We start from the raw sequence: 26,282 nt of genomic DNA, 5'->3' as shown, positions 1-26,282 counted from the left end.
GGAACTTATTTAAGTAAAGACTCTAGAGATAGTCCTACTTCATACAATCTTTTTTCCTCATCTACCACCGTCAAAAATTTAAACAGTTTCCCATCTTCTACCCTGGCTTTAATAGGAGTTGCCATATATTCTGCTCTTCCTTCTTTTAGAATCAAAAAGCTCCTATCTGCCTCATATAGATTAAGCCCTACAGCAGATGTTTCATTAGTATATTTTACTACTCCTGATGGATCCGTTATGTATATAGCGTCCATCCCTGTTTTCATCAATAATTCTTCAATATCCTCTTGGGTTAACTTCTCCTTTATCCTTAAATAATCTTTTATATAATAAGCTTCCTTTAACATCATTTCCTCCATTATATTTCCTGCCACAAACTGCTGCATACTAAATACGTATTCTTTAATATCCACTGCCATTTCTTGTAAATGTTTAGCTCTCCCATGTTGTTCCAATACTTGAGCAGTAGTCTCTTCCATATGAGAAGCTATTTCTTGAGAAAAGGAAGTTACTTTTTCAATATTCTCTGTTATTTGTCCAACAGTAGAATTATTATCCTTTATTACCTTTGTAATCTCCTCTAAACTTTCTTTCCCCTCATTCAATCTTCCTATTATATCTTCAAACTCTACATTAGTATCCTTCATAATAGACCAATTTTCTTCCATATAATCCATTTCTTCTTCCATAAACTCCGTAACAACTGATATATCATCCTTCAAAGTATGAATAACCTCTTCAATTTTAGAAGAAACTTTTTCCGTTTCTTGTGCCAATTTCCCAACCTCTATGGCTACAATGGCAAACCCTTTACCTTCCTCACCAGCTCTAGCAGCTTCAATAGAAGCATTTAAGGAAAGCATATTGGTTTCCTTAGAAATAGAGTTTATCAAATCTATCAAACTAACTATTTCATCAGAATAGCTTTTTAATTTCAATATTTGATCTAATGATTTTTTGGTCATATTTTTTGATAGTTCAATTCTCTCCCCTATTTCTCCAATATTTTCCATACTTCCCTGAGCTGTAGTAATAGCTCCAGATATAAATTGGGTTTTATCAATTATATCTTTCTCAATATTATCTAGAGATCGTACAATTTCATTGGCAAGGCTATTGGCATCTGTTAACATATGGGATTGCTCTACTGTATTAGTATCTGCAATTTCCACAGAGGAGGCTATAAATTCAGCTGAATCCAAGCTCTCCATAGATACTATATTCAACTTTTCACATATATTGAAAATCTTAGTGGATATCTCCACTTGAGTCTTTAAATTCTCCTTAATATTATTGACTAATTGATCTAATTGTTCCTTTATATCTTCAGGTATATTCTTTCCTTTAGAAACTGTAAAGGCCATATCCTCTAAACCTTTAATATATTCTTTTATATCCTCTAAACCTTTTCCACTAAAGTTTTTATATAGTATAGTTGCAAATAAGACAGATACCAATAGAAAACAAGCTAGTATTACATAACCATTATTTAAATAGGATACTGAATAAAAACTAATCCCCATGGCAACAAAAATTATAATAAATGTAAAAATAAAATCTTTTTTCTTTGGAATATTCATTCTCTCACCTACCCCCATATTACGATTATATTACAAATAAGTTTTGAGCACTGTACCAGGTAACTATTCTAACTTACTCAGTAAGGTTAATAAATCTAAATTCCCCTACATGGAATAACCCTAAATCCGTAACCTTAATTTCTGGAATTACGGGTAATGCTATGAAGGACAAGGTCATAAAAGGATCTATATTTTCATTTACCTTCAGTTCATTATAGGCAACATGAAGCATACTTTTAAGCTTCTTATCTACATCTTCTAATGATTCCTCTGACATAAGGCCAGCAATGGTTAAAGCTAAAGTATCTATTACTTTACCTTCTGATACCATGGTTAACCCTCCTCCAACCCTTTCTAATTCCTCTATAGCTAAAAGCATATCCCTATCATTATCTCCAATTACTATTATATTATGGGAATCATGGGCTACGGTAGAGGCTATAGCTCCATTTTCTAAACCAAAATCCTCTACTAAAGCTAAACCAATATTTCCCGTCCTATTATGTCGTTCAATTACTGCTACCTTTAATATATTGTCTCCCCTTATAAAGGCACCATCTTCCACTACCATATCCTTTACATTCTTTACTACCTTTTCTGTAATCAAACTATGAGGGAGTAACTTTATTACATTTACCTTTTCGCCTTCAATTGGGATTCTTAAATTCTCTATTTCGACTCTTTTAATATTTACCGTATTCTTCATAGAACTATTATCCCTACTTGGAATTTGAAATAAAGGTTTATGGTTTTTTGCTACCAATTTACCTTCCTTAAATACCTTTATTACATTAAAATCCTCTAGATTATCTATAACTACTAAATCCGCCTTATATCCAGGAGCTATAGCACCTTTATTTTTTAATCCATAGGCTTCTGCTGAATTTAAGGAAGCCATCTTAATACAATCTATAGGATCTATTCCCTCTTTTATAGCTAATCTTATATTATGGTCAATACTCCCTTCTTCTAACAGATCCCCAGGATGTTTATCATCAGTACAAAATAAACATCTTCTCAAATTATCTTTATCTACTACCTTAATCAATTCTTTCAAATTCCTAGCTGCAGAACCTTCTCTAATATGGATGTACATCCCTAGCCTAAGCCTTTCTATCATCTCTTCCTTTGTAGAACATTCATGTTCCGTTTTTACTCCTGCAGCTACATAGGCATTTAATTCTTTGGCTGTTATAAGAGGTCCATGACCATCTATAACCTTATCTTGAAATAAACCCAGTTTCTTTAGTACCTTTTCATCTCCCCCTATAACTCCTGGATAATTCATCATCTCTCCTAGGCCTAAAACCCTTTCTTCATTCATTAATTTCTCTAAATCCTCTGCTTCAAGTACAGCTCCTGCATTTTCAAAGGGAGTTGAAGGAACACAGCTAGGCAACATTACATATACATCTAAAGGTAGGTCTTGGCTTTCATCTAGCATATATTTTATTCCCTCAATTCCCTTTACATTAGCTATCTCATGAGGATCGGTAACTACAGTAGTGACTCCCCTTGGTAAAATAGCCTTTGCAAATTGACCAGGAGTTACCATAGAGGATTCAATATGGACATGGGAATCTATGAATCCAGGAGATAGATATTTTCCTTCTAAATCCATCTCTTCTATGCCTTCATATTCACCAATGCCTATTATCTTTCCTCTTTCAATAGCTATATCACCTTTAATTATTTCATTAGTAAATACATTGATTATATTGGCATTCTTCAATACCAATTCTGCTTTTATTTCTCCTTTAACAATCTTTATAATTCTTTCCATCTATATCTCCTCTTTCTTCTTTCTATCCTCTTCTATGGCCTTAATTAACCTTTCTGGAGTAATGGGTAATTCTGTAATCCTTACCCCTATGGCATCATAAATAGCATTTAATATGGCAGGCCCTACAGGTATCATCACTGGTTCTCCTATACCTTTAGCACCAAAGGGAGCTGTATACTCTGGTTCTTCTACTATTATATTTTCTACCTGAATCATATCCATGGCCGTTGGTATTAAATACTTTGAAAACTTATTATTATATATTTTACCCTTTTCTAGTTTTAAATCTTCGAATAATACATAACCTAAAGCCATGGCAAAACCTCCATCCATTTGCCCTTCTACTAGATGGGGATTAATTGCTCTTCCTACATCTTGAGCAAAAACTGCCCTTTCTATTTCAACTAACCCAGTAATAGTATCCACTTCTAGCTCTACTCCACAGGCATTGAAAGTATAAGGCCAATAAGGAGCTCCTTGCCCAGTTTCCGGATCCATCTCTACCGTTTGAGCAATGAACTCGCCTTCTGCTTCTATATTATCATCACCATAGATTTTGGACAATTCTTTAAAGGAAATTCTTTTTTGAGGAAAAAACTCTAAATATATTTCTCCCTTTTCCACAGTTAATCCATGGATTGCATTTAATTTTAACTCATCTTTTGCCACTTCCTTTAATTTATCTTTAAAATTCTTACAAGCTACCTTAATAGCATTACCCGTATTATAAGTTTGGCGACTGGCAGCTGCTGTACCTGAATCGGGCATTAAACTAGTATCTTCAGTAATTAATATTATTTTCTCTAGAGGCAATTTTAAAGTTTCTGATCCAATTTGAGAAAGAACGGTTTTAGCTCCCTGACCTACCTCAGTTCCCCCCACATATATACCAACCTTACCATCTTTAAGGAGTTTTACTTTTGCTTTAGATACATCGGGAAATCCATTTCCATATCCAGTTCCATAAAAAGATAATCCTATTCCCCTTCCTCTTTTCTTCATCAGTAAGCCTCCTCTCTCTCAAGGGAAAAGTCTATTTTCTCTGCCACTTTTTCTATACATCTATCTAAGGGCACACTATCAGTTAGCACCTGACCAGTAGCAGTAATAGATCCCTGTTTAAATATATTTTTCATCCTAATGGCTATTGGATCTATTCCTAGTTTTTCTGCTAAAATATCCATCTGTTGTTCATGAGCTATGGGCACTTGAGTAGCACCAAACCCCCTCATTGCTCCTGCAAAGGGATTGTTGGTATAGACTGCAATACTATCTACCTTTACATTAGGGATAAAATAGGGACCTGTTGCATGAACCCCTGATTTTCTTAAAACATTAGTAGCCCATGAAGCATAAGCCCCTGTGTCCCCAACTATTTCTGCTTCCATAGCTAATAGTTTTCCATCTCTATCTGCTCCTGTTTTATATTTCATTATCATGGAATGCCTTTTAGCATGGGCAATAAAGGATTCTTCCCTAGAATATATAGCTTTTACTGGTCTATTTAAAATTTTTGTTGCTAAAGCTAAATGGATTTGAAGGCTAATATCTTCTCTACCACCAAAGGCCCCTCCTATATTGGTATTTATTATTCTTACCTTTTCTTCCGATAATTCCAGTGCAGAGGCTATTTCCTCCCTATCATAATGGGGGTATTGGGTAGCCACCATTACTGTAACTCTACCTTCCTCATCTATAAAAGATATCCCTGCTTCAGGTTGTAAAAAAGCATGGTCTACCATATGGGTTTTATAAATATTTTCTGCAATGGCACAACTATTTTTAAACCCTTCTTCCACATCACCTTTTCTAATCTTATAATGGTATACTATATTAGTGTCTCCATGTACCTTAGGTGAATCCTCCTTCATAGCTTTTTTGGGACAAAAAACCCCTTCTATTTCCTCATATTCTACAAGGATTTCCTTCAATGCTAATTCGCATATTTTTTTATTCTTGGCAACTACAAAAGCTATTGGATCTCCAATCCTTCGCACCTTTTCACTACAAAATACTTCATGGTCTTTAAGTATTACTCCATGTTCATTATTGGGTACATCCTTATGAGTGAGAATTTTAATTACCCCATCTATTTTTTCTGCTTTCCTTGTATCGACTTTAATATAGGCATGAGGCACTTTAGATCTTAAGGTTTTACCATAGACCATATTATTCATAAATATATCCTCAGGATATAAGGCCTTACCAGTGACCTTGCTTAAAGCATCTACCCTTAAAATATTCTTACCTACTATATTCAGGTTCATAGCTACACCCCCTTTGCTTTCTCCACAGCTTGGATAATCTTATTGTATCCAGTGCATCTACATAGATTACCTGATATGCCTTCCCGAATCTCCTCTTCAGTAGGATTAGGATTCTTATCAAGTAAGGCTTTAGCAGATAGGATCATTCCTGGAGTACAGTACCCACATTGGACTGCTCCTACTTCTATAAAAGCTTTTTGTATAGGGTGGATTTCTCCTTCCTTTTCAAGGCCTTCTATGGTAATAATGCTACTACCTTCAGCTTGGAATGCCATTATTAGACAAGAATTGACTACTTGACCATCCATTATTACAGTACAAGCTCCACATTCTCCTTCACTACAACCTTCCTTAACCCCTAAAAAGCCTAGCTTTTCTCGAAGTAAATCTAACAATCTCATATCTTCTTCTACTTCTAGAACATAGTCTTTACCATTTACCTTCAGATTTATTTCTACCATGGCTCTACCCCCTTTAATCTCTTGACCCCATGGCCTAGAGCTTCCTTAAATATCCTTTCCACCGCTATTCTCTTATAAGGTAAAGTTGATCTTCCTCCTAATCTTTCATCCATAACCTGCTGAAGTACTTCTACTGCCTTATCCGTTATATCTGCTGTTAATTCCTTTCCTAATAAAAATTCTTCTACTATAGGTTCCCTCATAGGAAACCTTCCTAAAGAACCAGTAGCAATTTTTATAGTTTTTACTTTACCATTCTCATCTAATTCCAATAGAGTAGCTATAGAAAGCCTTGATATGGCCAAAGCCTTCCTGAGACCTAATTTCGCAAAGGATAATACCTGATCTTTATAAGGTTTTTTAAATTGAATAAAGGTTAAGATCTCGTCCTTCATAATAGAAAGATTATCCTTATAATAATTCTCTAGACTTATTTCCCTCTTTCCCCTTACACTTTCTAAAACTATAGTACTATCCAAACAAAGAAGGGGAGGTATGGAATCAGCAGCAGAAGATCCGTTAGCAATATTTCCACCTATAGTACCTTTATTCCTTATCTGGGGAGACCCTACTGTAATACAGGCCTTCTTCAGTCCATATAGATTCTCATCAAATAATGAGTCTTCTATTATCTGGGTAAAAGTAGTTGCTGCTCCTATTTTTATCGACTCTTCCCATTCCTCAACTCTCCTCAATTCTTCAATACTAGATATATCTATTAATGAATTAGGAGTGAATTTATCGTTTCTCAAATCTATAATTAAATCTGTTCCCCCAGCAATAACCTTTCCCTTGTCCTTGTATTTCCCTAATAGTCCTATAACTTCTTCTATAGATTTCCCTTTATATACCTTCATTTTTTGCAGCCTCCTTTCATAAAACCTTGTGAAAAAAGCTGCCTCCCTTTGGAAGGCAGCCTTAGTTTACATTATTAAAATAACAAAGGAAGTATGTTTTTTAGTATAAATAGAGCTGCTAATATATACATTACTACTGATATGTCCTTATGTTTACCAGTTATCAGTTTTAATAATACATAGGATACCATACCAAAAACGATACCTTCAGCAATACTATAAGCAAAGGGCATCATTGCTATGGTTAAAAATGCTGGAATGGCCTCAGTAAAATCATTTAAGTCAATTTCCTTAATTGGGCTCATCATAAATAATCCTACTAAAATCAATGCTGGTGCTGTTGCCTGTCCTGGAATCATACCGAAAATTGGGGAGAAGAATAATGCTAAGAAAAACATTCCTGCTGTAGACAAAGCTGTAAGACCTGTTCTACCACCATCGGCTACTCCAGAGGCTGATTCTACATATGTAGTTACTGTACTAGTTCCTAAACAAGCTCCCGTTACGGTACCTACTGCATCGGCAAATAGAGCTTGGCTAACTCTTGGAAGTTTACCTTCTTCGTCTAACATATCTGCTTTAGAAGCTACCCCTACTAAAGTTCCTACTGTATCGAATATATCTACAAATAGGAAAGTAAATACTACTATTAACATTTCCCATGAGAATATATTGCTCCATTCAAATTGGAAGGCCACCTGACTTACTGATGGGGGAGCTTTAAATATTCCATCAGGAATTTGGGTTATACCCATGGGAATACCTATAAGTGTAGCGGCAAGAATACCTATTAACAAAGCTCCTTTAACATTTTTAGCCAATAGTACCCCCATTATAATCAAACCTATTAGAGACAATATAGGACCAGAATCAGTAATATTTCCTAGACCCATTATAGTTCCATCACCTGTTTGAACTATACCTGCATTTACAAAACCTATTAGTGCAATAAACAACCCTATACCTACTGATACTGCCTTTTTCAAATTCATCGGAATAGCATCGAATATAGCCTCCCTAACTTTAAATAGAGATAATATGATAAATATAATCCCCTCAATAAATACTGCAGTTAAAGCAAATTGCCAAGATTTACTCATCCCAAATACTACTGAATAAGTAAAGAAAGCGTTAAGTCCCATACCAGGGGCTAATGCAAAAGGATAATTGGCAAAAAACGCCATAATAAGAGTAGCAATTACTGCTGATAAAGCTGTAGCGGTAAATACGCCACCCCAATCCATACCTGTTTCGGCTAACATATTTGGATTTACCACTAAAATATAAGCCATAGTCATAAAAGTAGTAATACCTGCTAAAATTTCTGTCTTTACATCCGTTTTATGTTCACTAAGTTTAAACTGTCTTTCTAAAAAACCTTCATTACTCACAGTTTTAGTTGGCATAACAATCCCCCTTCAATTTTTTAATATTGATACTAAACTACTATCCTCCTTTCTACTTCAATTCACGGTTCACAATTATTTTCAATTATACATTATGAATTGTCTAAACTATTGGTGGAAGAATTTTAAAGTTGTTCACATCTATTAGGCCTTTGTCAGTAATTTTCCATGTTGGTGATGTGGATAAGGCTAAGAAGGATAGATGCATAAATGGTGCATGGATTTTACATCCTAAATCTTCTTTTACCATTCTTTCCAATTGGGCAATTTTACTACTTACTTCATGTCCATCTAATTCGTCAGTTATCAATCCACCTACTGCTAGCCTCATATCAGACAATATCCTTCCCTTATTAGCTATTGCAATACCTCCACCTAATTCTATAACCCTATTTACTGCCAAAGTCATATCTCTAATATTAGTACCTACTACAATAATATTATGAGTATCATGGGCCACAGACTCAGCAAAGGCTCCATTTCTCATTCCAAAGCCCTTTACAAAAGCTTTACCAATATTGCCTGTTCTCCCATATCTTTCTATACAAGCTATTTGCAAAGTATCCGTTGATACATCCGGTTCAGCTACTCCGTTATATACCTTTACCATTTCTTCTAATTTTCCTGTTAAGTTTTGGTCTGGAATAACCTCTATACATCGTACCTTTGCTGTACTTCCCTCTGCTCTTATTTCTAAGTCATTTTCAGAAATAGGTCCAATTTTAACGGAGTTTTTAACCTCTTCTGGATAGGTATAGGTAGGTAAATCTATTAATAATTCTCCTTTTGAAGCTACCAACTTCCCATCTATGAAAACCCCTTCTACTACCATCTCTTCCAAATCATCTATAATGGCTATATCAGCAATCTTGCCAGGAGCCAACACTCCAACATCATCTAATCCAAAGTAGGTAGCTGGATTTATGGTAACCATCTGAATAGCCTCTACAGGGTTTACTCCTTCTTTTATAGTTCTTCTTACAATTTCATTCATATGGCCTATAGTCTCTAAATCGGCTGCTACCATATCATCTGTAGCTAAAATACATCTTCTAGAGTCCATTTTTTCTTCTGTAACAGCTCTAATACATTCAGCCATATTCCTCTGGGTAGAGCCTTCCCTCATAAATAGGTAGACTCCTTGCCGTAGTTTTTCTACTGCTTCTTCTTTAGTAGTAGTTTCATGGCAAGAACATTTTCCTCCAGTGGATATTATATGGGCTGCTAACTCAGCACCAAATAGCTCAGGTGCATTCCCATCTACCACCATATTCTTAGATTTAGCGTATATAGTGGAAGCCAGCAGATCTGTAATTATCTCTGGAGTATTCCTATAAACATGTTTTGCATTACTAAAGCCCTGCAATTCTCCAATTCCAATAATATGTTTGTAATTCAACAAATCCTCCATATCCTTAGAACTAGTATCATAGCCTGCGGTTTCCAAATCTGGACAATCTGGAGTTAATGCTGGAACTACAAGATGTACTTTGTTAGGGACTGAATCTATTTCATCAGCCATAGCCTTCATCCCAACTGGCCCTAATGCATTCCCTATTTCATGGGGATCCGCAATTAAGGTAGTAGTCCCAGAAGGAATGGATAATCTAGAAAACTCTGTTACCGTAAGCATACTGGATTCAAAATGCATATGGGAATCAATGAAACCAGGGGATAAATACTTGCCTCTTACATCTATAACCAAAGTATTAGGCCCAATTAAATCCTTACAATCACCTACTAACAAAATATATTTTCCTTTTATAGCAATATCTGCTCTATAGATCTCCCTAGTAATAACGTTTACAACTTCTCCATCATATAAAACTATATCTGCATAATCCTTATCACTCATAAGTATGTCTATTAGATTTCTATATTCCATAGACATCTTTAAATGTTTTGCATCCAACCTAAAACCTCCCTTCTTTTTGGGACACTAAGAACCGTCCCTGTTGTCTCAATCGTCAATTGTCAACTGGTCTACTATTCCTACTATGGAAATATCTATAGGGGCGTCCATCTTTCTGGCTGCTATTCTTGCTGCAGTCCCTTTAGTGAAGATTACTAATTCTCCTATTCCTGCTCCTACTGTATCTACAGCAATTAATGGTTCACCTATTGGTTCTAACTCCATATTTAGAGGTTGGGTAATCATAAGTTTTGAACCAATTAAATTTTCGTCCTTCCTTGTTGCTACTACAGTTCCAATTACCTTGCCTAAATACATTTTATCCCCTCCCTCTACTTTTCCATTTCTATTTTGATTCCCAATTCCTTAGCTCTGTCCTTTGCCAAAGGGGTAATAATTGTACCCTTTGGCAGTATTAATGACTCCCTTGAATTATAGTTAATCAAATCCCTTTCAGTAATTACTTTATTAAAACTACTATATCCTTTCTCATCCTTCTCTAGAATAGATCTATTCTCTTTCATCAATATTTGTTTTCCATAATTTACTGCCTCTACTTCTATGGCTCCCATCCTTTTTAATTTATCAATATGATTTTCTATAATATCTTTTATTTCCTTATTCTTCGATGGGGCTCCTAAATAGTTTCTAACGGAAGTATAGTCTAGGTATACTGGCTTCTCCTTATATAGAAAGGTCCAAATAATATTGGGTACGAAACTATCTATCATACCTAAGGTCACCTTAGATAGAGTATTCATAGTAATATTTGGTCCAATAATAGAGGAATGTTTTTCTACTATTTCCTCTAATTGAAATATATCCTCTTCCCCATATATTTCTATAGGATTTAAAGAATTGATTATACTTTCTACATTTAAAATCTTTTCCCCCATAAAAGAGAAAGCCAGTGAAAAATCTATGCCTTTTTCCTTTATTCCTTTTAACTTTTCTATCCTTTCATCTAATTCTATATTAGAACCTGTAAAAACTATTAAAATTCTATTAGCTGATTGGGTAAAATCTACTTTCCCAATTTTTTTAGTTATATCTGCTAAAACATTTAAGGTTATTTTATTTTTGACCATTTAATACACCCCAATGGGATTATTCATATTGTTTCAAAATAACTCTCTCCACTTCTGAATGAGGCCTTGGTATTACGTGAACAGAATGAAGTTCTCCTACAGCCCTAGCTGCTTCTGCGCCTGCATCTACTGCTGCTTTTACTGCTCCTACATCTCCTCTTACCATTACGGTAACAAGACCAAATCCTATCTTTTCATAAGCAACTAAAGTTACATTGGCAGCCTTTACCATAGCATCTGCCGCCTCTATTGAACCTACTAACCCTTTCGTTTCAACTAAACCTAAAGCTTGACTCATACCTATTCCTCCTTATTTGATTTTTTGTTTTTAGTTTTTACTTCTTTCTTTTTTTCCTCTTTAGATTTACCGTCCTTTAAATTTAGGGCAAATTTTTCTATTAATTTATCTACCTCATCATGAGGTCTTGGAATTACATGACTGGCAATTACAGTTCCTACTCTATTACCTTCCTCTACCCCTGCATCTACAGCTGCCTTTACCGCTGCTACTTCACCTGCAATTTGAATATTTACACCAACTGCCTTACCTACTCCGATTACCTTCTCTACTCCTATTAATTTAATCTCTGCTGCTTTACTAGCTGCGTCTAAGGCAGAAACTGCAGTAGTAAGGCCTAATGCCTCAATAAGTCCTACAGCTTTATCCATTCAAGAAAACCTCCTTTACTAACGGCCATCCTTTATCCTTTCCACTGCTTCGTCTAAGGTAATCATCTTTCCTTGTTCATTATGGTTTTTAACCTGTTTACCTCTATTTATTATATCTTTCAATATTTTTACTTCCTTGCTAGTTAGATTTGAAACCTTTTTTTCTTCAACATAAGGCTTAGAATCATCAGTCTTTTTTATCACATTATTCATAACCACCCTCGCCAATGGATTGACCATAATATTTCACCACCATGCTAAAATATTTTATCCACTTCATCATGAGGCCTTGGTATTACATTAGTGGAGATGACTTCTGCTACCTTAGCTGCTTCTTCTTCACCAGATTCAACAGCTGCCTTCACTGCAGCCACATCTCCTGTAACGGTAACTGCCACTAGTCCAGAACCTACAAACTGAAAATCCAAAACCTTTACATTGGCAGCTTTAACCATTGCATCTGCAGCTTGGATGGCTCCTATCAAAGATCTAGTTTCTACCATCCCTATAGCTTCCTTCATATTACCTCACCTTCTCTATATAATATTTGGGAAATACCTACTAATATCAATACTCTCATAACCTGGGATAATAGCCCTTTCAAACTCAATGGCATTCTCGCCTAAAGGTTTAGTAGCATCAATTCCTATCTTATCCGTTATTCCTCTCAAATCGTGGGAAGGTTCTAAGGATGAACCTAAGGCTCCTGGTATAACTACAAAATCTTGACTGCCTTGAGTCCTAGTAGTAATAGCCCATTCTATATCCTGAAGATCAAATATATCTACATCTTCATCTACAATTACCACCTGTTTTAAATCCTTATTAGAACCTAAAGCTGCTATAATAGCCGATTTCCCATCGCCTTCCTTCTGTTTATATATGGAAGCAAAAGCATTAAACCTATAGCCTCCCCCTTCTGTAACGTTTACATCTACTACATTAACCTGATTTTTCAATTGATTATATAATTCCACTTCTCTTATAAGGCCATTGGAAAGATGTTCCTCTCTACAAGGAAATGCAATTTGAAATATAGGGTCATCCCTATGCATAATAGCATCTACTTCAATAATTGGATGAGGTGCTACTCCGCCATAATAGCCCATTAATTCTCCAAAAGGACCTTCCATTTCCCTCTTTCCTGGAACTATCCTACCCTCTAGTACTATTTCACAATAGGCTGGCACCAGTAAATCTACGGTTTCGCAAGGTACCAATTCTAACGGTTCTCCCCTTAAGGCACTATCTATCTGGTATTTATCTACTCCATAAGTAGCAGAACTTATTTGACTAGCCATTAAAAAGGGAGCATCATAACCAAGAACTATAGCCACCTCTAAAGGCTTGTTTTCCTTCTCTAGTTTTAGAAAATCCTCAGTAAGTTTTGGGGAAGCAATAAGGGCTGAAAGCTGATTCCTTCCATTGACTTGAAATCTCCTAATAGAGGTAAAATATTTACCTGTCTCTGGATCCTTTACCACCAACACCCCTGCAGTAATAAAACTAGAAGAATCCTTTTCTTGAAATTTAGGAATAGGGAGTATTTTAGGTAAATCAATATTTCTCCTTATTACATTCTCTTTCACTGGACCTCCATCTACTACTTTATAGGATTTAGGGTTAGCAATAGCATCCATAAATTTAAACAATCGGTTCTCATGATCCATATGTAGCAGCTTATATAGTATTTCCCTATTTCCATAAAGGCCTCCTGCTCCCCTAATAGTGCTTCCTTTTACCCTCTTAAATAGAATAGGCCTTTTATTTCTAAAATATTTTAAAACTGCCCCTAATTCATATTCTGAACTTACTTCCCTATCACATACTAAAAGCTCTCCCATACTTTTCAATTCTTCTAAGGTATATCTAAGCATTTGTCTCTCCAACAAATCCCCTCCCTTCTACTGACCTTTCCACCTATTTACCAAATTATTATCTATACCCAACATATCCAATATTCTTCCTGTCATATTTAAGACTATATCTTCAATGGATTCTGGATGATTATAAAAGCCGGGACTAGGGGGAAAAATGGTAACCCCTATTTTAGACAATTTCAACATATTCTCCAAATGAATAGGGCTTAAAGGGGTTTCCCTTGGTATCAATACCAGTTTCCTTTTCTCTTTAATGGTCACATCACATGCCCTAGTAAGTAGACTATCAGAAAACCCATTAGCAACGGAGGATAATGTTTTCATAGAGCAAGGAATTACTACCATTCCATCTACCTTAAAAGACCCACTGGCTATTGGAGCTGCAAAATTTTTATTATCATGAAAATAGGTAGCCATACCTTTTAATTCCTCTAAACCTATTCCACATTCATGTTCCGTCACATATCCTCCCATAGTAGTCACTACTAGATGAGTTTCTATATTCAACTGTTGAAGAGCTTTCAAAAGGGATACTGCATAAATAGAACCACTTCCCCCAGATATTCCAACCACTATTTTCATACTGACTCCACGCCTTTCTTCAATTGGTTATTCCACCTTATTCTCTGGATCTCCGCCACCTTCCCATGGGTCTAGACCTTTTTCCCAGGCGTCTATATATTCATCTATAGTCATTACTTTAGAGAAAATACTTAAATCCTTCAACCCGTATTCATGCATCTCTTCCGTTTTAGAATCACATCCATCACTTAATGTAATAACCTTATAGGCTCTAGCTAATGCATCAGTAGCGGTACTCCTTACACATACATTGGTCCATACTCCTGTTACCACTACTGTATCTATGTTCTCTTCCCTTAAATATAGGTCTAAATCCGTATAAGCAAATCCACTATGTCTTCTTTTAGGTACAATATATTCTCCTTTTTCTGGATATAACTCTTCTATAAAATCCGAACCCCAGGTTCCTCTAACTGCATGACGAGGCCTGACTCTAAAATCTGCATCATCTTCCCTATGGGCTTCTTGGATATGAACTATTTGAACATCATCTTTTCCTTCAGCTTTCCTATCTCTTACCCATTTCAATAATTCTTGAAGGTTTTTAGTTATCCTAGCAGCTCCAGGACAATATAAAGCTCCCTTTTCATTAGCAAAATCATTTAACATATCTATAACTAAAATAGCATGTCTTGTCATTATAATCCCCCTTAAAATTTAATCTTTTTATCTAATTTTTGTATACTCTGTCTTTTTACAAATTGACCATAGCCTTCTTTTACTGTAATTCCTTCCTTCTCATCAAATACTACCTTGCCTCTAACTACAGTCTTGGCTACTTTACCTTTTAGTTTTAGTCCATGTAATGGGTTATATTTAGCCATACTATAGGTTTTCTCTTGGTCTATAATCCATTCCTTATTTAAATCTATAATAGTTAAGTCTGCATCAGCTCCAATATTCAAGCTGCCTTTCTTTGGATATAATCCATAGTGGATAGCCGCATTGGTACTAAGTATCTCTACCATTCTTGACAGAGAAATCCTTCCCTTGTTATACCCTTCACTAACTATAATAGGTACCATAGTCTCTACTCCAGGTATTCCTGGGAATGCAGTCCATATATTCATACCTTTTTTAGCTTTTTCATCTTCAATATGGTATGGAGCATGGTCAGTAGCTATAAAATCTACACTACCATCCCTTAACCCTTCCCATAATTCTTCATTATCCTTTTTAGTCCTTAAAGGTGGTGCAATCTTAGCAAAGGCACCATATTCACTCATAGCTTCTTGATAATTTAAAGTTAAATAATGAGGACAAGTTTCGCTAGTCACATCTAATCCTTTTAACTTAGCTTCTTTAACCAATTTAGCTCCTATTCCAGTGCTCATATGGACAATATGAAGTCTTGCTCCTGTATCTTCAGCAAAACTTATTCCTAATTGAATTGCCACCTTTTCTGCTAACTCCATCCTAGCTTCAGCCCAAGCTGGTCCATCCATTCTGCCTTCTTTTTGAAACTTTTTCACAAAATAATCACACATGGCAAAATTTTCAGCATGGATTCCTATAGGAAGACCTGTTTCTGCCACTGCCCTAAAGGCTTCATACATTTCTGGATCAGTAACCCTTGGATATGTAGGTACTGAAGGAGTCATATATACTTTAAAACCAATTACTCCATAATCTGCTTGTTCCTTAACATTATGAAGCCAGCCTTCCCTTACATCTTCTCCTGTAACTCCACCCCAAAAACCATAATCTATTATGGCCTTATCCTTAATTTTCTCCAGTTTGTTTTCCAACTCAGGAATAGACCTTACTGAGGGTACTGAGCAACAAGGCATGTCAACAATAGTAGTTAAGCCACCTGCTGCTGCTGAAGAAGTTCCCGTTAGGAAATTTTCTCTATGGGTAAATCCTGGATCCATAAAATGAGTATGAGAATCTATACATCCAGGTAAAGTTAAATGACCTTCAGCATCGATTATTTCTTCAGCCTCTATTCCATCAATTTGGTCTACAAATCCTGCAATTTTTTCATCCTTAATCAATATATTGGTTAGTACTGTTTCATCTCCTTGTGGGATTCTAGCATTTTTTACTATAACTTGATACATTATAAAACCCCCTTTAATATTATAAAAATCCATTTTAAACATAATAGCATAATATTTGGGAATAGACTTTGTTAATATCCTATAAAAAAAACTCCCAGATTCAATTAATCCATTGGAGTTTTTGTAAAACCCATCTAATACTTTTGTGAGTTTTATATAAAGAACTTCCTTTTAAGATAGTTATAATTAGAGTATAAGAATAGAATTATAGAAAGGGGAATAATTATGGGATTAAAATTAATCGATCTTTCTCAAGAGATTTTTCAAGGTATGTCCGTTTTCCCAATGCACCAGAAAACCTTTATTATGACCAATATGAGCCATGAAGAAAATATGAAAATGACAGGAAGCCCTACTGTTGGATTTTCCGCCAGAAACCTACTAATGTCTGAACATTGTGGTACCCACAGTGATGGAGTTTCAGAATTTAAACCAGGCGGCCCTACTATTGATAAAATGCCCTTAGAGTACTTTTGGGGTAGTGCTATCTGTATTGATGTAAGTCATATTAGATACCCAGACTACATAGAGCCAAAGGATTTAGAAGAAGCTGAAAGAAGATCTGGACAAGAAATAAAAAAGGGAGATATAATCTTATTATATACAGGTCACCATGATAGATCCTATGGAACGGATAAATTTCAAACGGATTATACTGGATTAAGCTACGAAGGAGCTAAATGGTTAGCTGAAAAAGGAGTAGTAAATATAGGAGTAGATGCTCCAGCCATAGACCAAACTCCAGACGATATCAGGTTCTCTGGCCATTTAGTATGTGGAGAATACAATATTACCAATACGGAAAACCTATGTAATTTAGATAAGTTGGTAAACAAAAGATTTCTATATATTGGTCTACCATTAAAAATAAGGGATGGCTCCGGCTCTCCCATAAGAGCAGTAGCTTTGGTAGAAGAGTAGTCCTAGGACAGTAGGGGCAGTTCTACCTGTCCCCCCTGTCCCATGAAATCAAAGTAGTTCTCTAATCTTCAATGCTATTTCCAAGTTCAACCTATCATTAGGATCATCTAGTTCCATTTTGGTTATCTCTTTTATCCTGTTGATTCTATATAAAATGGTATTATAATGGGTGTATAGATGTTCTGACATTCTAGTTAGATTTCCATTAAATTTATAATAAGCTTCTAAAGTTTTTACCAATTCGGTTGACTTCTTTTCATCGTAATCTACTAAGGGTTTTAAGGTGGTATTGTAGAAATCCTCTAATTCGTCTGTTAAAAAATCCTGACATAATATTTTAAATATTCCTAGCTCATTAAAGGTAACTACCTCTTTATTAGTAAGTACCTTCCCCGTTCTTATAGTCTTCAAAGCATCGGAGAAGCTTTTGTTTACTTTCTCCAAACCCTTATAAATTCTTCCTACTCCTATTCTTATTTCCATATTTTTAAACTTTTCTTCTAAAGCCTCATACAGCCTTTGATTAAAATCTTCTAATCTACTATTAATACTAAAAGGTTCTTCAAAGCCTAATAATATTTGTATTCCATTCAATTTAGTAGAAACTATTCCCTTTAATCCTAAGTAATTCATTATATCTTCTGCTATCATTACTGTAGTATTAGCATAATCCTTTAAATATTCGAAGAAATACTCATCATCTTCTTCCTCTTCAAATTTCAATTTAAAACTCATTACTTCTATTACATAATAATCATTTGGTTTTAAATTGAAAAAGTGAGCCCTATCTAAAGCCTTTTTCTTCCTTTTTATATCTACAGATATTAAGTCTTCAAAAAACTCGGATCTATACCTAATTTCTACTTCCTTTATAGATAGTTCCTGTAATACTGCTAAAGCTATTGTAGTAGAAGCTGATTCTATAATGGACAGGTCAAAACCTCCCAAAGGTGTAGTAGTAGACCAGGTAAATATATGACCATAAACATTATCCTTCAATACAATAGGCATAACCATTCTTTTAACGAATTTTTCTTTCACCAGAACCTTGTCCTCATCTAACCTTTTTAACTTACTTCTGCCATCATTGGAATCATAGAATCTTTTCATATCCTGTAGAAGCTCATCTTTCGTATTATCATCAATACCCTTTAACTGACTAAATCTCTGATTAGAGAATTTTAAATTCAATATTACTGGGTTCTTAATATTTTCGTGAATTACCTGGGTAACTTCCCCAATACCTTTCCCTTCCAACATTACTTCCATAAACCGTTCATGAACCTTTTCTATTCTCTCCAATAGAGAAGCTTGTTTATTAAATATCTCCTTAAAAATAGCCATCATTATATCCGATAGAGGTATAGAGTAATGGATATCAATTAAAGGAAAGTTCAACTCCTCGGCTAGATTAAGTACTTCTTCTGAAAGAGCCTCTAAATAAGGGGAAACTTTAATACCAATGCCAGCCATTTTTTTATCAGAAGCATTCCTAATCAGTTTCTTTTGAGCCTCCACATTGTCTTTTTCAAAGAAATAAGCTGTAGTCAATAGAAACTCCCCTTCTTGAACCCAATCAAAAATATCTGGATCTGCCATAATATTAACTCTAGCTATAGTGTTTTTTACACCTTTAAATCCAGCAATCATATTACAATTCTCCATTACTTCTAAACCTAACATATCTTCTACACTAATACCATTTTGTCTAGACATAAATTATCTACCCCTTATCCACCCTTTTTTCAAATTATATCATGGTCAGAATATTCTGTCTACACGGGTTCATCTATCTTTTCTCCTTCTATATATCTTTCTATTATATTTCTATCATCACCAATATAGATAAATCTTTGAATTCTTTCTTCTAAGGATAATTCTTCTATATCTCCTAGGGTAGAATCGTCTATTATCAATGCATCTAAAGCATAACCTACTTCAAAACTGCCTACCTTCCCAAAGAAACTACCTCCACCTTTAGTTCCTAGGAAAAAGGCTTCAGAACTAGTTAAGGGTTTTAATCCTTTATTGGTATGTAGCCATTTCATCTTGGAAGCCTGTATTGCCCCTACCATTATATTTGGAATACTAAGGCTATGACCACCAGATATGTCAGAACCTAAGCCTACTGGAATTCCCATATCTAAAAATTTCCTTACAGGCATTATTCCACTAGAAAGATTATAGTTAGAATAAGGACAATGGGCAGCAAAAACTTGATTTTTAGCCATTAATTCCATTTCCTCCTGAGTATTATATATACAATGGGCCATTATGGTCCTAGTCTGACCAAAAAGATTATATTCATTATAAACAGAAGCATAATCTTTTAAATCTGGATGGAGTTTATGAACCCATTCTACCTCTGCTCTATTTTCGCTTAAGTGAGATTGAACTGGAATATCGTATTTCATGGCTAAATTGCCTAATCCCTCCATAAGTTTACTTGTACAAGTAGGTACAAACCTTGGAGTAATTATTGGTTTTATTAAAGGTGATTTATCATTGTACTCTAAAATAATCTCCTCTGTATCCAATAGGGATTTTTCAGTATCTTCTTTTAGCTTAGCCGATGTGTTTCTATCCATATTCACCTTTCCTATATAGGCTTTCAAATTGGCTTCAATAAATAAATCCATTAAAAGCTTAGTGCTCTCCTTATAAATACTGCTATAGACTACAGCACTAGTAGTCCCATATTTCCATAAATCCTTTACCAATCTTCTATAAACTTTGTTAGCATAATCTAAATCATCATATTTTGCTTCTTCAGGAAATGTGTAGGTATCTAGCCAAGGTATTAGCTCCTTATCTAAACCTAATCCTCTATTAGGATATTGAGGAGCATGGAGATGTATATCTACAAACCCTGGAATAATTAATTTATTCGAAAAATCTTTTATAGGATAATCTTTAAGCTCCTCTTTCAACTCATTATAAATTCCTTTTACCTTTCCCTCTTCTGCTACTAAATAGGAATCTTTATAGGTTTTAAAATTATCCTTATTGGGAGTAAAAACTATATCCCCTTTAAATACTATTTTTTTCAAATTTACCACCCCTTATATGAAAAGCAAAATTTTCCTATTATATTATAATATCATAGGGATTATAAACATATGTAAAATCTATACAAATAAAATAAGTTTCATTTTCGGTGCCAGGCACCAAAAATGAAACTTATTTGTAATAATTCTGTAATATAAACTTTAAATATATACTGTTCCCTCGGCTACTATATCTACCAACCCTTTTAATCCAATATTGGATAGGCTATCTTTTGTCCAATCTACTAAAACCTCTAAGTTTCCTCCTGGTTGGGAAACATTCTTACTTAGTGGAGTATTCTTTTCAAAGGCTAAGGCCGCGCCCAAGGCAGAAGTTCCAGAAGCACAACTCCTCTCCCAATAAAGGCTATCCGTTGCCTTTACATATACTAAAGGGGTTAAAAAGTTCTTCTCATAATCGTAATACATGATCCCAAAGGCTTCATATTCATCCTGGCCCATTTCCCATTTCAATTTATTATAAAATTTCTCTTTATCCTCTATACCCTTTCCATCAACAATAAAATGGGTTATCCCTGGAAAATCCACCCTAATAGTTTTAACCAAACTACCTCCGTATTCAATAGAATTTTCCTCAACAGCTAAAGGCAATGGCATATGAACCGTGGACCAAAAACTATTCCTTTTATCAGTGGGTAGAACTACACATTCTATAATTCCCTCCACTCCTGATACCTTTAATTTAACCTTATAGCCTTCATCCATTCTTTCTACAGTCGGATATTCGTTATAGACCATCCAGGCAGCCAAAGACCTGCTAGCATTTCCACAAAATTCTCCCCCCATCATCTGGAGCCTTATATAAGAACCTTCTCTTTCAATAAAACCTACCTGTTCCCCATGGATATTACTATATTTCATTAATTTATTTGCTACATTCATCTGTTCTTCCCTAGGTACTGGATCCAACACAAATAGAGTCATATTTTCCACTGGGTTTACCTTGACAAAACGCAATTTCATGGTAACCATCCCCTTATATCTATTAGTTACCTAATTATATCATATTTTGACAATTGACGAAAACTTAATATTCTGATAACATTATATAAACGCAAGTATTTACTGTAATATCACAGTAAAGTTCTAACTAATCACTGTGAGCAATAAATTATAGTGATTAGTACCAAAATTTAAGAAGGGAGGGGTTTTTTGCATACCATCTATATTGACGGAAATAGCTTAACCCTTAAGGATTTGGTAGATGTGGCAAGACATAATGCAAAGGTCCAATTATCTGAAGAAGCCATTTCTAAGATAAAAAAATCTAGAGCCCTAGTAGACGAATTTGTTGAAAATGAGGAAGTTGTCTATGGAATAACCACAGGTTTTGGAAAATTTAGCGATGTAACCATTTCCAAAGAAGACACTGAAACCCTACAGACTAATTTGATTAGGAGTCATGCCTGTGGCGTAGGTAAGCCTTTGGCAGAAGAAGATGTCCGGGGTACAATGCTTTTAAGGATCAACACTTTAGTCAAAGGATATTCGGGCATCCGATTAGAAACCATCAATGTTCTAATGGAGATGCTCAATAAAGGAGTCCATCCAGTAATACCGGAAAAAGGATCCTTAGGTGCCAGCGGCGATTTAGCCCCATTAGCCCATATGGTATTGGTAATGTTAGGAGAAGGGGAAGCCTATTACCAAGGGATAAGAATGTCAGGAAAAGAAGCTATGGAAAAAGCTGGTATCCCAACTATTCAACTAACCTCAAAGGAAGGATTAGCATTAATAAATGGAACTCCAGTCATGACAGCCATAGGTGGATTAGCAGCTTACGATGCTCTAAATCTAACGAAGATAGCCGATATATCCGCCGCTTTAACCATAGAAGCTCTAAATGGCATAATAGACGCCTATGATGAAAGAGTTCACACTATTAGACCTCACAAAGGCCAAATGGACTGTGCTAAAAACTTATTAAATCTTACCAAATCAAGTCAACTCACATCTAAACAAGGAGAAATCAGGGTACAAGATGCCTACACTCTAAGATGTATCCCACAAATCCACGGAGCTAGCAGAGATGCTATAAACTATGTAATAGAAAAAATAAATATTGAACTCAATTCGGTAACGGATAATCCATTAATTTTTGCCGACGACAAAAAGGTAATCTCTGGAGGCAATTTCCATGGACAACCAATGGCATTAGCCTTCGACTTTTTAGGAATAGCCTTATCCGAATTAGCCAACTCTTCAGAAAGACGGATAGAAAGATTAGTAAATCCTCATCTTAGCGGTCTACCTGGATTCTTGACTGAAAAAGGAGGATTAAACTCTGGTTTTATGATTCCTCAATATACAGCAGCAGCCTTAGTTTCTGAAAATAAGGTATTAGCCCATCCTGCCAGTGTAGATTCTATACCATCTTCAGCTAATCAAGAAGACCATGTAAGCATGGGAACTATAGCTGCTAGAAAAGCCAAAGAAATACTATATAATACTACCAGAGTATTAGCCATCGAATTATATGCAGCAGCCCAAGCCATCGACTTTGGTGAACCTAAAAAATTGGGAGAAGGTACTAAAATAGCCTATGAAGCAATCCGTGAAAAGGTAGATAGGCTATACGATGATAGGATTATGAATGTAGATATTAATACTTGCGCAATATTGATAGAAGACAATACTATATTAAATGCAGTAGAAAAGGGATTAGGTAAATTATTGTAAAATTTAAAAGAGAGGTGATTTAATGTTTAACCCAGTTATTGTATCGGTTTTAATATTAATTGTTTTATGTCTATTTAAATTGAATGTGCTCCTTGCCTTACTTTTAGCAGCCCTTTCAGGTGGATTAATTGCTGGTATGGGATTTACAGATACTATGACTACTCTCATTGGAGGCATGGGAGGCAATGCCCAAACGGCTTTAAGCTATATTCTATTAGGTGCATTGGCTACCGCTATTAATAAAACTGGAGCTGCTGATAGATTAGCACGAAGCTTATCTGAATCTATGAAAGACATGAAAACCATGTTTGTATTTCTAATTGCTATTATATCTTGTTTTTCACAAAATCTAGTACCAGTTCATATTGCCTTTATTCCAATATTAATTCCACCATTAATTGGTGTAATGAATGATTTAAAAATCGACAGACGTGCCGTTGCTTGTGCCTTAACTTTTGGTTTAAAAGCACCCTATGTTATGCTTCCAGTAGGTTTTGGATGGATATTTCACGATATTATAACTAGTGCAATTGTAGATAATGGTATGGATATAGAGCTCGGTATGGTATGGAAATCCATGCTTTTACCTGGAATTGGTATGATTGTAGGATTATTTATTGCTATATTAATTACCTATAGGAAACCAAGAGAATATGAATCCATCAGTATTGGAGAGGTTGCTGCCACCAGGGAAGAAAATACACCAATGACCAAGGGAGAAATAGGAGCTTTAGTAGGAGCAGTAATAGCCTTAGTCATACAGATACTGACTGACTCTTTACCATTGGGTATACTAGCAGCCATATTTATAATGTTAGCTTTCGGTTCCTTTAAATTCAATGAAATTGATAATTTGATAGATAGTGGTATAGGAATGATGGGATTCATTGCTTTCGTAATGTTAGTAGCCTCTGGTTATGGTGCCGTTATAAGGGCTACTGGTGGAGTTGAAACCTTAGTAGAAGGTGCTGCCGGATTAATGGCTGGAAGTAAGCTAGTGGCTGCCTTCCTAATGCTATTAATTGGCCTTATAATCACCATGGGTATTGGAACTTCCTTTGGTACAGTACCAATAATTGCAGCCATATATGTTCCTCTATGTATGACCTTAGGCTTTAGCCCTGCTGCCACCATTGCATTAGTTGGTACTGCAGGCGCCCTTGGAGATGCAGGTTCCCCTGCCTCCGATAGTACTTTAGGACCAACAGCAGGATTAAATGTAGACGGACAACATGACCATATTCGTGATACAGTTATACCAACATTTATCCATTATAATATACCATTACTAATATTTGGAACTATTGCAGCAATGATATTGTAAAATAAAAATGCTTCTCTCTGGTTTTTACTTACCAGAAAGAGGCATTTTTTATATTAGACAAAGTCATTTAAGCTTATAGTTTTATATTCTCAATAATCAATTGTAACTCTTCTGCTAATGTTGCAAGACTCTCTGTAGAAGAAGTAATCTCTTCCATAGATGCCATCTGTTCTTCTGTTGCTGCAGAGGAATTTTGGATTTGAGCGGCTATATTTTTACTCATGTTTTCTATGGAATTTGAAGAATCCATTAAGGAATCCATATAGTTTTCCACATTTTTTATAGCTGCAACAACTTCATTTATACCTACCGTTACTTGAAGTATAGAATTAGCAATTTCATCGAAAGTTTCCTTTGTTTCATTTACACTTTTAACCCCAAGTTCTACCTCCTGATTATTCAAATCCATTTTGTTATTGGCTTCCTCTATAAGTAAATTATTATTTTTAATAAGAGAATTTATTTCTTCAGTGGATTTCTGAGTTTCTTCTGCCAATTTTCTAATTTCATCTGCTACTACCGCAAAACCTCTACCGTATTCTCCAGCTCTAGCAGCTTCTATGGTTGCATTTAAAGCTAATAAGTTGGTTTCTTCTGCAATATTCTGTATAATTTCTAACATTTGATTCATTTTATTAGAACTCATATTAATATCGTTTAAAGATGATTTAACGCTCAAAGTACTATTTTCTATATTACCCATCTGAGTAATTACCTCTTCTATTTTTTCTTTACCTAGTTCAGTTTTCTCAAATACATTTCTGCTGTAATTTTCTGCATCATTAGTTTGGGTAGATACGTAATCTATTTGTGTAGATATTTCTTTTATCGAAGAAGCTACCTTTAATATTTCATCCAGCTGCAAACTAGAACTTTCTGCTATTTCATTCGAATTTTCAGCTATATTTGTAGCAGCTGCAGTTGACTCTTCAGATATAGCTGCTAATTCCTCTGAGGAAGCTGCTACTTGGTGAGAAGAATCTCTTATTTCTTTAGCAAAGTTTCTCATATTGTCTATGACCACTTGGAGGGAATAGGCCATTTTCCCCAACTCGTCCTTCCGTTTAAGGAGTTTTTCATTTATATTAGAACTTAAATCTAATTGAGAAAGTTTATAGCTATAATCAGTAGCTAATCCTATAGGTTTTGTAATCCTTCTACTAAACAATAATGAAAAGACTATCCCCACTACTATAGCTAATATTAATGTAATAATTAAGGTATTCCTTAAAAAGTTCAATCCTGCCAAAATCTCCGACTCATCTATACTAGCAATAAGAGTCCAATTTTTAGATTTTATTGGAGCAAATCCTATGTGAATCATTTTATTATCATTACTATATTTTCCAGTACCCGGCTCACCATTATGGATTTTCCTATTAATTTCATTCAACTGATCCATATAAGCGTCATCTACCTGATGTTTTAAACTAGAGAAATTTATAGGCTTACTGTAAGAAGCTCCTTCCGTTGCATTACCAACTATAGTTGGATGAGAAATTATATCTGCTACGTCATTTAATATGAAAGCAAAGCCTTCCTCTCCAATAACAATATTTTCTGCAATACTATAAAAATCGTTAGCATCTTTAAATCCTATTATAACACCTACAATATCTTCATTATATTTTAAAGGCGCTGATGATAGTGTCAAGTAATTGTTGGAAAACAATTAAAAAATAATTTTGTAAATAATATTAGAATACTAATCCTGTATTTATACAATGTAACGATCTATAATT

Annotated in this window: 25 protein-coding genes; 3 read left to right on the top strand and 22 right to left on the bottom strand. The window is 35.0% G+C overall.

All coding sequences use genetic code 11. The annotated features are described in order from the left end of the window. Positions 1 to 5 precede the first annotated feature (5 nt). The 18 genes from C3E89_RS06965 to allB form a co-directional block, all read right to left on the bottom strand. Positions 6 to 1,580: a methyl-accepting chemotaxis protein gene (locus C3E89_RS06965; RefSeq protein WP_236911734.1), complete on the bottom strand. Its 1,575-nt coding sequence runs from the start codon at positions 1,578 to 1,580 to the stop codon at positions 6 to 8. 73 nt (positions 1,581 to 1,653) lie between these two features. After that, positions 1,654 to 3,363 carry an adenine deaminase gene (gene ade / locus C3E89_RS06960; protein WP_236911733.1) on the bottom strand — a complete coding sequence of 570 codons (1,710 nt, stop codon included), beginning with the start codon at positions 3,361 to 3,363 and terminating at the stop codon, positions 1,654 to 1,656. Beyond that, a complete protein-coding gene (locus C3E89_RS13310; RefSeq protein WP_272876584.1) occupies positions 3,364 to 4,365 on the bottom strand; it encodes a xanthine dehydrogenase family protein molybdopterin-binding subunit in 1,002 nt (333 codons plus the stop codon). It abuts the gene before it with no gap. Then, on the bottom strand, positions 4,365 to 5,630 hold the full coding sequence (locus C3E89_RS13305; RefSeq protein WP_272876583.1) for a xanthine dehydrogenase family protein molybdopterin-binding subunit: 1,266 nt from the start codon (positions 5,628 to 5,630) through the stop codon (positions 4,365 to 4,367). The genes C3E89_RS13310 and C3E89_RS13305 overlap by 1 nt, the downstream gene beginning before the upstream one ends. Positions 5,631 to 5,632: 2 nt before the next feature. Continuing rightward, on the bottom strand, positions 5,633 to 6,091 hold the full coding sequence (locus tag C3E89_RS06950; RefSeq protein WP_236911732.1) for a (2Fe-2S)-binding protein: 459 nt from the start codon (positions 6,089 to 6,091) through the stop codon (positions 5,633 to 5,635). After that, positions 6,085 to 6,948 carry an FAD binding domain-containing protein gene (locus tag C3E89_RS06945; protein WP_236911731.1) on the bottom strand — a complete coding sequence of 288 codons (864 nt, stop codon included), beginning with the start codon at positions 6,946 to 6,948 and terminating at the stop codon, positions 6,085 to 6,087. The genes C3E89_RS06950 and C3E89_RS06945 overlap by 7 nt, the downstream gene beginning before the upstream one ends. A gap of 74 nt (positions 6,949 to 7,022) precedes the next feature. Continuing rightward, the gene (locus C3E89_RS06940) at positions 7,023 to 8,354 is read right to left on the bottom strand and encodes an NCS2 family permease (RefSeq protein ID WP_236911730.1); all 1,332 of its coding nucleotides are present in this window, start codon (positions 8,352 to 8,354) and stop codon (positions 7,023 to 7,025) included. Between the two features lie 103 nt (positions 8,355 to 8,457). After that, the gene (gene ade, locus C3E89_RS06935) at positions 8,458 to 10,266 is read right to left on the bottom strand and encodes an adenine deaminase (protein WP_236911729.1); all 1,809 of its coding nucleotides are present in this window, start codon (positions 10,264 to 10,266) and stop codon (positions 8,458 to 8,460) included. 48 nt (positions 10,267 to 10,314) lie between these two features. Further along, positions 10,315 to 10,584: a EutN/CcmL family microcompartment protein gene (locus tag C3E89_RS06930; RefSeq protein ID WP_236911728.1), complete on the bottom strand. Its 270-nt coding sequence runs from the start codon at positions 10,582 to 10,584 to the stop codon at positions 10,315 to 10,317. Positions 10,585 to 10,598: 14 nt separating this feature from the next. Then, positions 10,599 to 11,354: a flavoprotein gene (locus C3E89_RS06925; RefSeq protein ID WP_236911727.1), complete on the bottom strand. Its 756-nt coding sequence runs from the start codon at positions 11,352 to 11,354 to the stop codon at positions 10,599 to 10,601. A gap of 19 nt (positions 11,355 to 11,373) precedes the next feature. Continuing rightward, positions 11,374 to 11,652 carry a BMC domain-containing protein gene (locus C3E89_RS06920; protein ID WP_236911726.1) on the bottom strand — a complete coding sequence of 93 codons (279 nt, stop codon included), beginning with the start codon at positions 11,650 to 11,652 and terminating at the stop codon, positions 11,374 to 11,376. Positions 11,653 to 11,654: 2 nt separating this feature from the next. Then, the gene (locus C3E89_RS06915; RefSeq protein ID WP_336512936.1) at positions 11,655 to 12,023 is read right to left on the bottom strand and encodes a BMC domain-containing protein; all 369 of its coding nucleotides are present in this window, start codon (positions 12,021 to 12,023) and stop codon (positions 11,655 to 11,657) included. 18 nt (positions 12,024 to 12,041) lie between these two features. Continuing rightward, on the bottom strand, positions 12,042 to 12,236 hold the full coding sequence (locus C3E89_RS06910; RefSeq protein ID WP_236911725.1) for a hypothetical protein: 195 nt from the start codon (positions 12,234 to 12,236) through the stop codon (positions 12,042 to 12,044). A 44-nt stretch (positions 12,237 to 12,280) separates the two neighbouring features. After that, positions 12,281 to 12,544, bottom strand: a complete 264-nt coding sequence (locus C3E89_RS06905) for a BMC domain-containing protein (RefSeq protein WP_236911724.1) — start codon at positions 12,542 to 12,544, stop codon at positions 12,281 to 12,283. A 15-nt stretch (positions 12,545 to 12,559) separates the two neighbouring features. Further along, entirely contained in the window at positions 12,560 to 13,912 is a 1,353-nt protein-coding gene (locus C3E89_RS06900) for a UbiD family decarboxylase (protein ID WP_236911723.1), read from the bottom strand. A gap of 15 nt (positions 13,913 to 13,927) precedes the next feature. After that, positions 13,928 to 14,485 (bottom strand): UbiX family flavin prenyltransferase, encoded by a 558-nt coding sequence (locus tag C3E89_RS06895; RefSeq protein ID WP_236911722.1) that lies wholly within the window; start codon positions 14,483 to 14,485, stop codon positions 13,928 to 13,930. Between the two features lie 27 nt (positions 14,486 to 14,512). Then, complete coding sequence (locus C3E89_RS06890) at positions 14,513 to 15,124, bottom strand: cysteine hydrolase family protein (protein ID WP_236911721.1); 612 nt, start codon at positions 15,122 to 15,124, stop codon at positions 14,513 to 14,515. An 11-nt stretch (positions 15,125 to 15,135) separates the two neighbouring features. Next, the gene (gene allB / locus C3E89_RS06885) at positions 15,136 to 16,548 is read right to left on the bottom strand and encodes an allantoinase AllB (RefSeq protein WP_236911720.1); all 1,413 of its coding nucleotides are present in this window, start codon (positions 16,546 to 16,548) and stop codon (positions 15,136 to 15,138) included. A gap of 225 nt (positions 16,549 to 16,773) precedes the next feature. Here allB and C3E89_RS06880 point away from each other — a divergent pair, with 225 nt between their 5' ends. Then, a complete protein-coding gene (locus C3E89_RS06880; protein WP_236911719.1) occupies positions 16,774 to 17,469 on the top strand; it encodes a cyclase family protein in 696 nt (231 codons plus the stop codon). Positions 17,470 to 17,517: 48 nt separating this feature from the next. Here C3E89_RS06880 and C3E89_RS06875 read toward each other — a convergent pair whose 3' ends face one another. The 3 genes from C3E89_RS06875 to C3E89_RS06865 form a co-directional block, all read right to left on the bottom strand. After that, a complete protein-coding gene (locus tag C3E89_RS06875; protein WP_236911718.1) occupies positions 17,518 to 19,185 on the bottom strand; it encodes a PucR family transcriptional regulator in 1,668 nt (555 codons plus the stop codon). A gap of 59 nt (positions 19,186 to 19,244) precedes the next feature. Continuing rightward, on the bottom strand, positions 19,245 to 20,519 hold the full coding sequence (gene guaD, locus C3E89_RS06870; protein ID WP_236911717.1) for a guanine deaminase: 1,275 nt from the start codon (positions 20,517 to 20,519) through the stop codon (positions 19,245 to 19,247). A gap of 159 nt (positions 20,520 to 20,678) precedes the next feature. Continuing rightward, entirely contained in the window at positions 20,679 to 21,500 is an 822-nt protein-coding gene (locus C3E89_RS06865) for a diaminopimelate epimerase (RefSeq protein ID WP_109840495.1), read from the bottom strand. Between the two features lie 189 nt (positions 21,501 to 21,689). On the opposite strand from C3E89_RS06865, the gene hutH reads away from it, so the two are divergent. Then, positions 21,690 to 23,216: a histidine ammonia-lyase gene (gene hutH, locus C3E89_RS06860; RefSeq protein WP_236911716.1), complete on the top strand. Its 1,527-nt coding sequence runs from the start codon at positions 21,690 to 21,692 to the stop codon at positions 23,214 to 23,216. Between the two features lie 22 nt (positions 23,217 to 23,238). Then, on the top strand, positions 23,239 to 24,540 hold the full coding sequence (locus C3E89_RS06855; protein ID WP_236911715.1) for a Na+/H+ antiporter family protein: 1,302 nt from the start codon (positions 23,239 to 23,241) through the stop codon (positions 24,538 to 24,540). Positions 24,541 to 24,613: 73 nt separating this feature from the next. Here the strand turns inward: C3E89_RS06855 and C3E89_RS06850 are convergent, their stop codons facing one another. Then, complete coding sequence (locus tag C3E89_RS06850) at positions 24,614 to 26,212, bottom strand: methyl-accepting chemotaxis protein (RefSeq protein WP_236911714.1); 1,599 nt, start codon at positions 26,210 to 26,212, stop codon at positions 24,614 to 24,616. Positions 26,213 to 26,282 lie beyond the last annotated feature (70 nt).

It is taken from the genome of Clostridium sp. Cult1 (genome assembly GCF_021655095.1).
In the GTDB taxonomy this organism is placed as follows: domain Bacteria; phylum Bacillota; class Clostridia; order Tissierellales; family Tepidimicrobiaceae; genus Schnuerera.
Note: the sequence above shows the minus strand (reverse complement) of the source record. Positions and strands in the feature narration are given on the sequence as shown.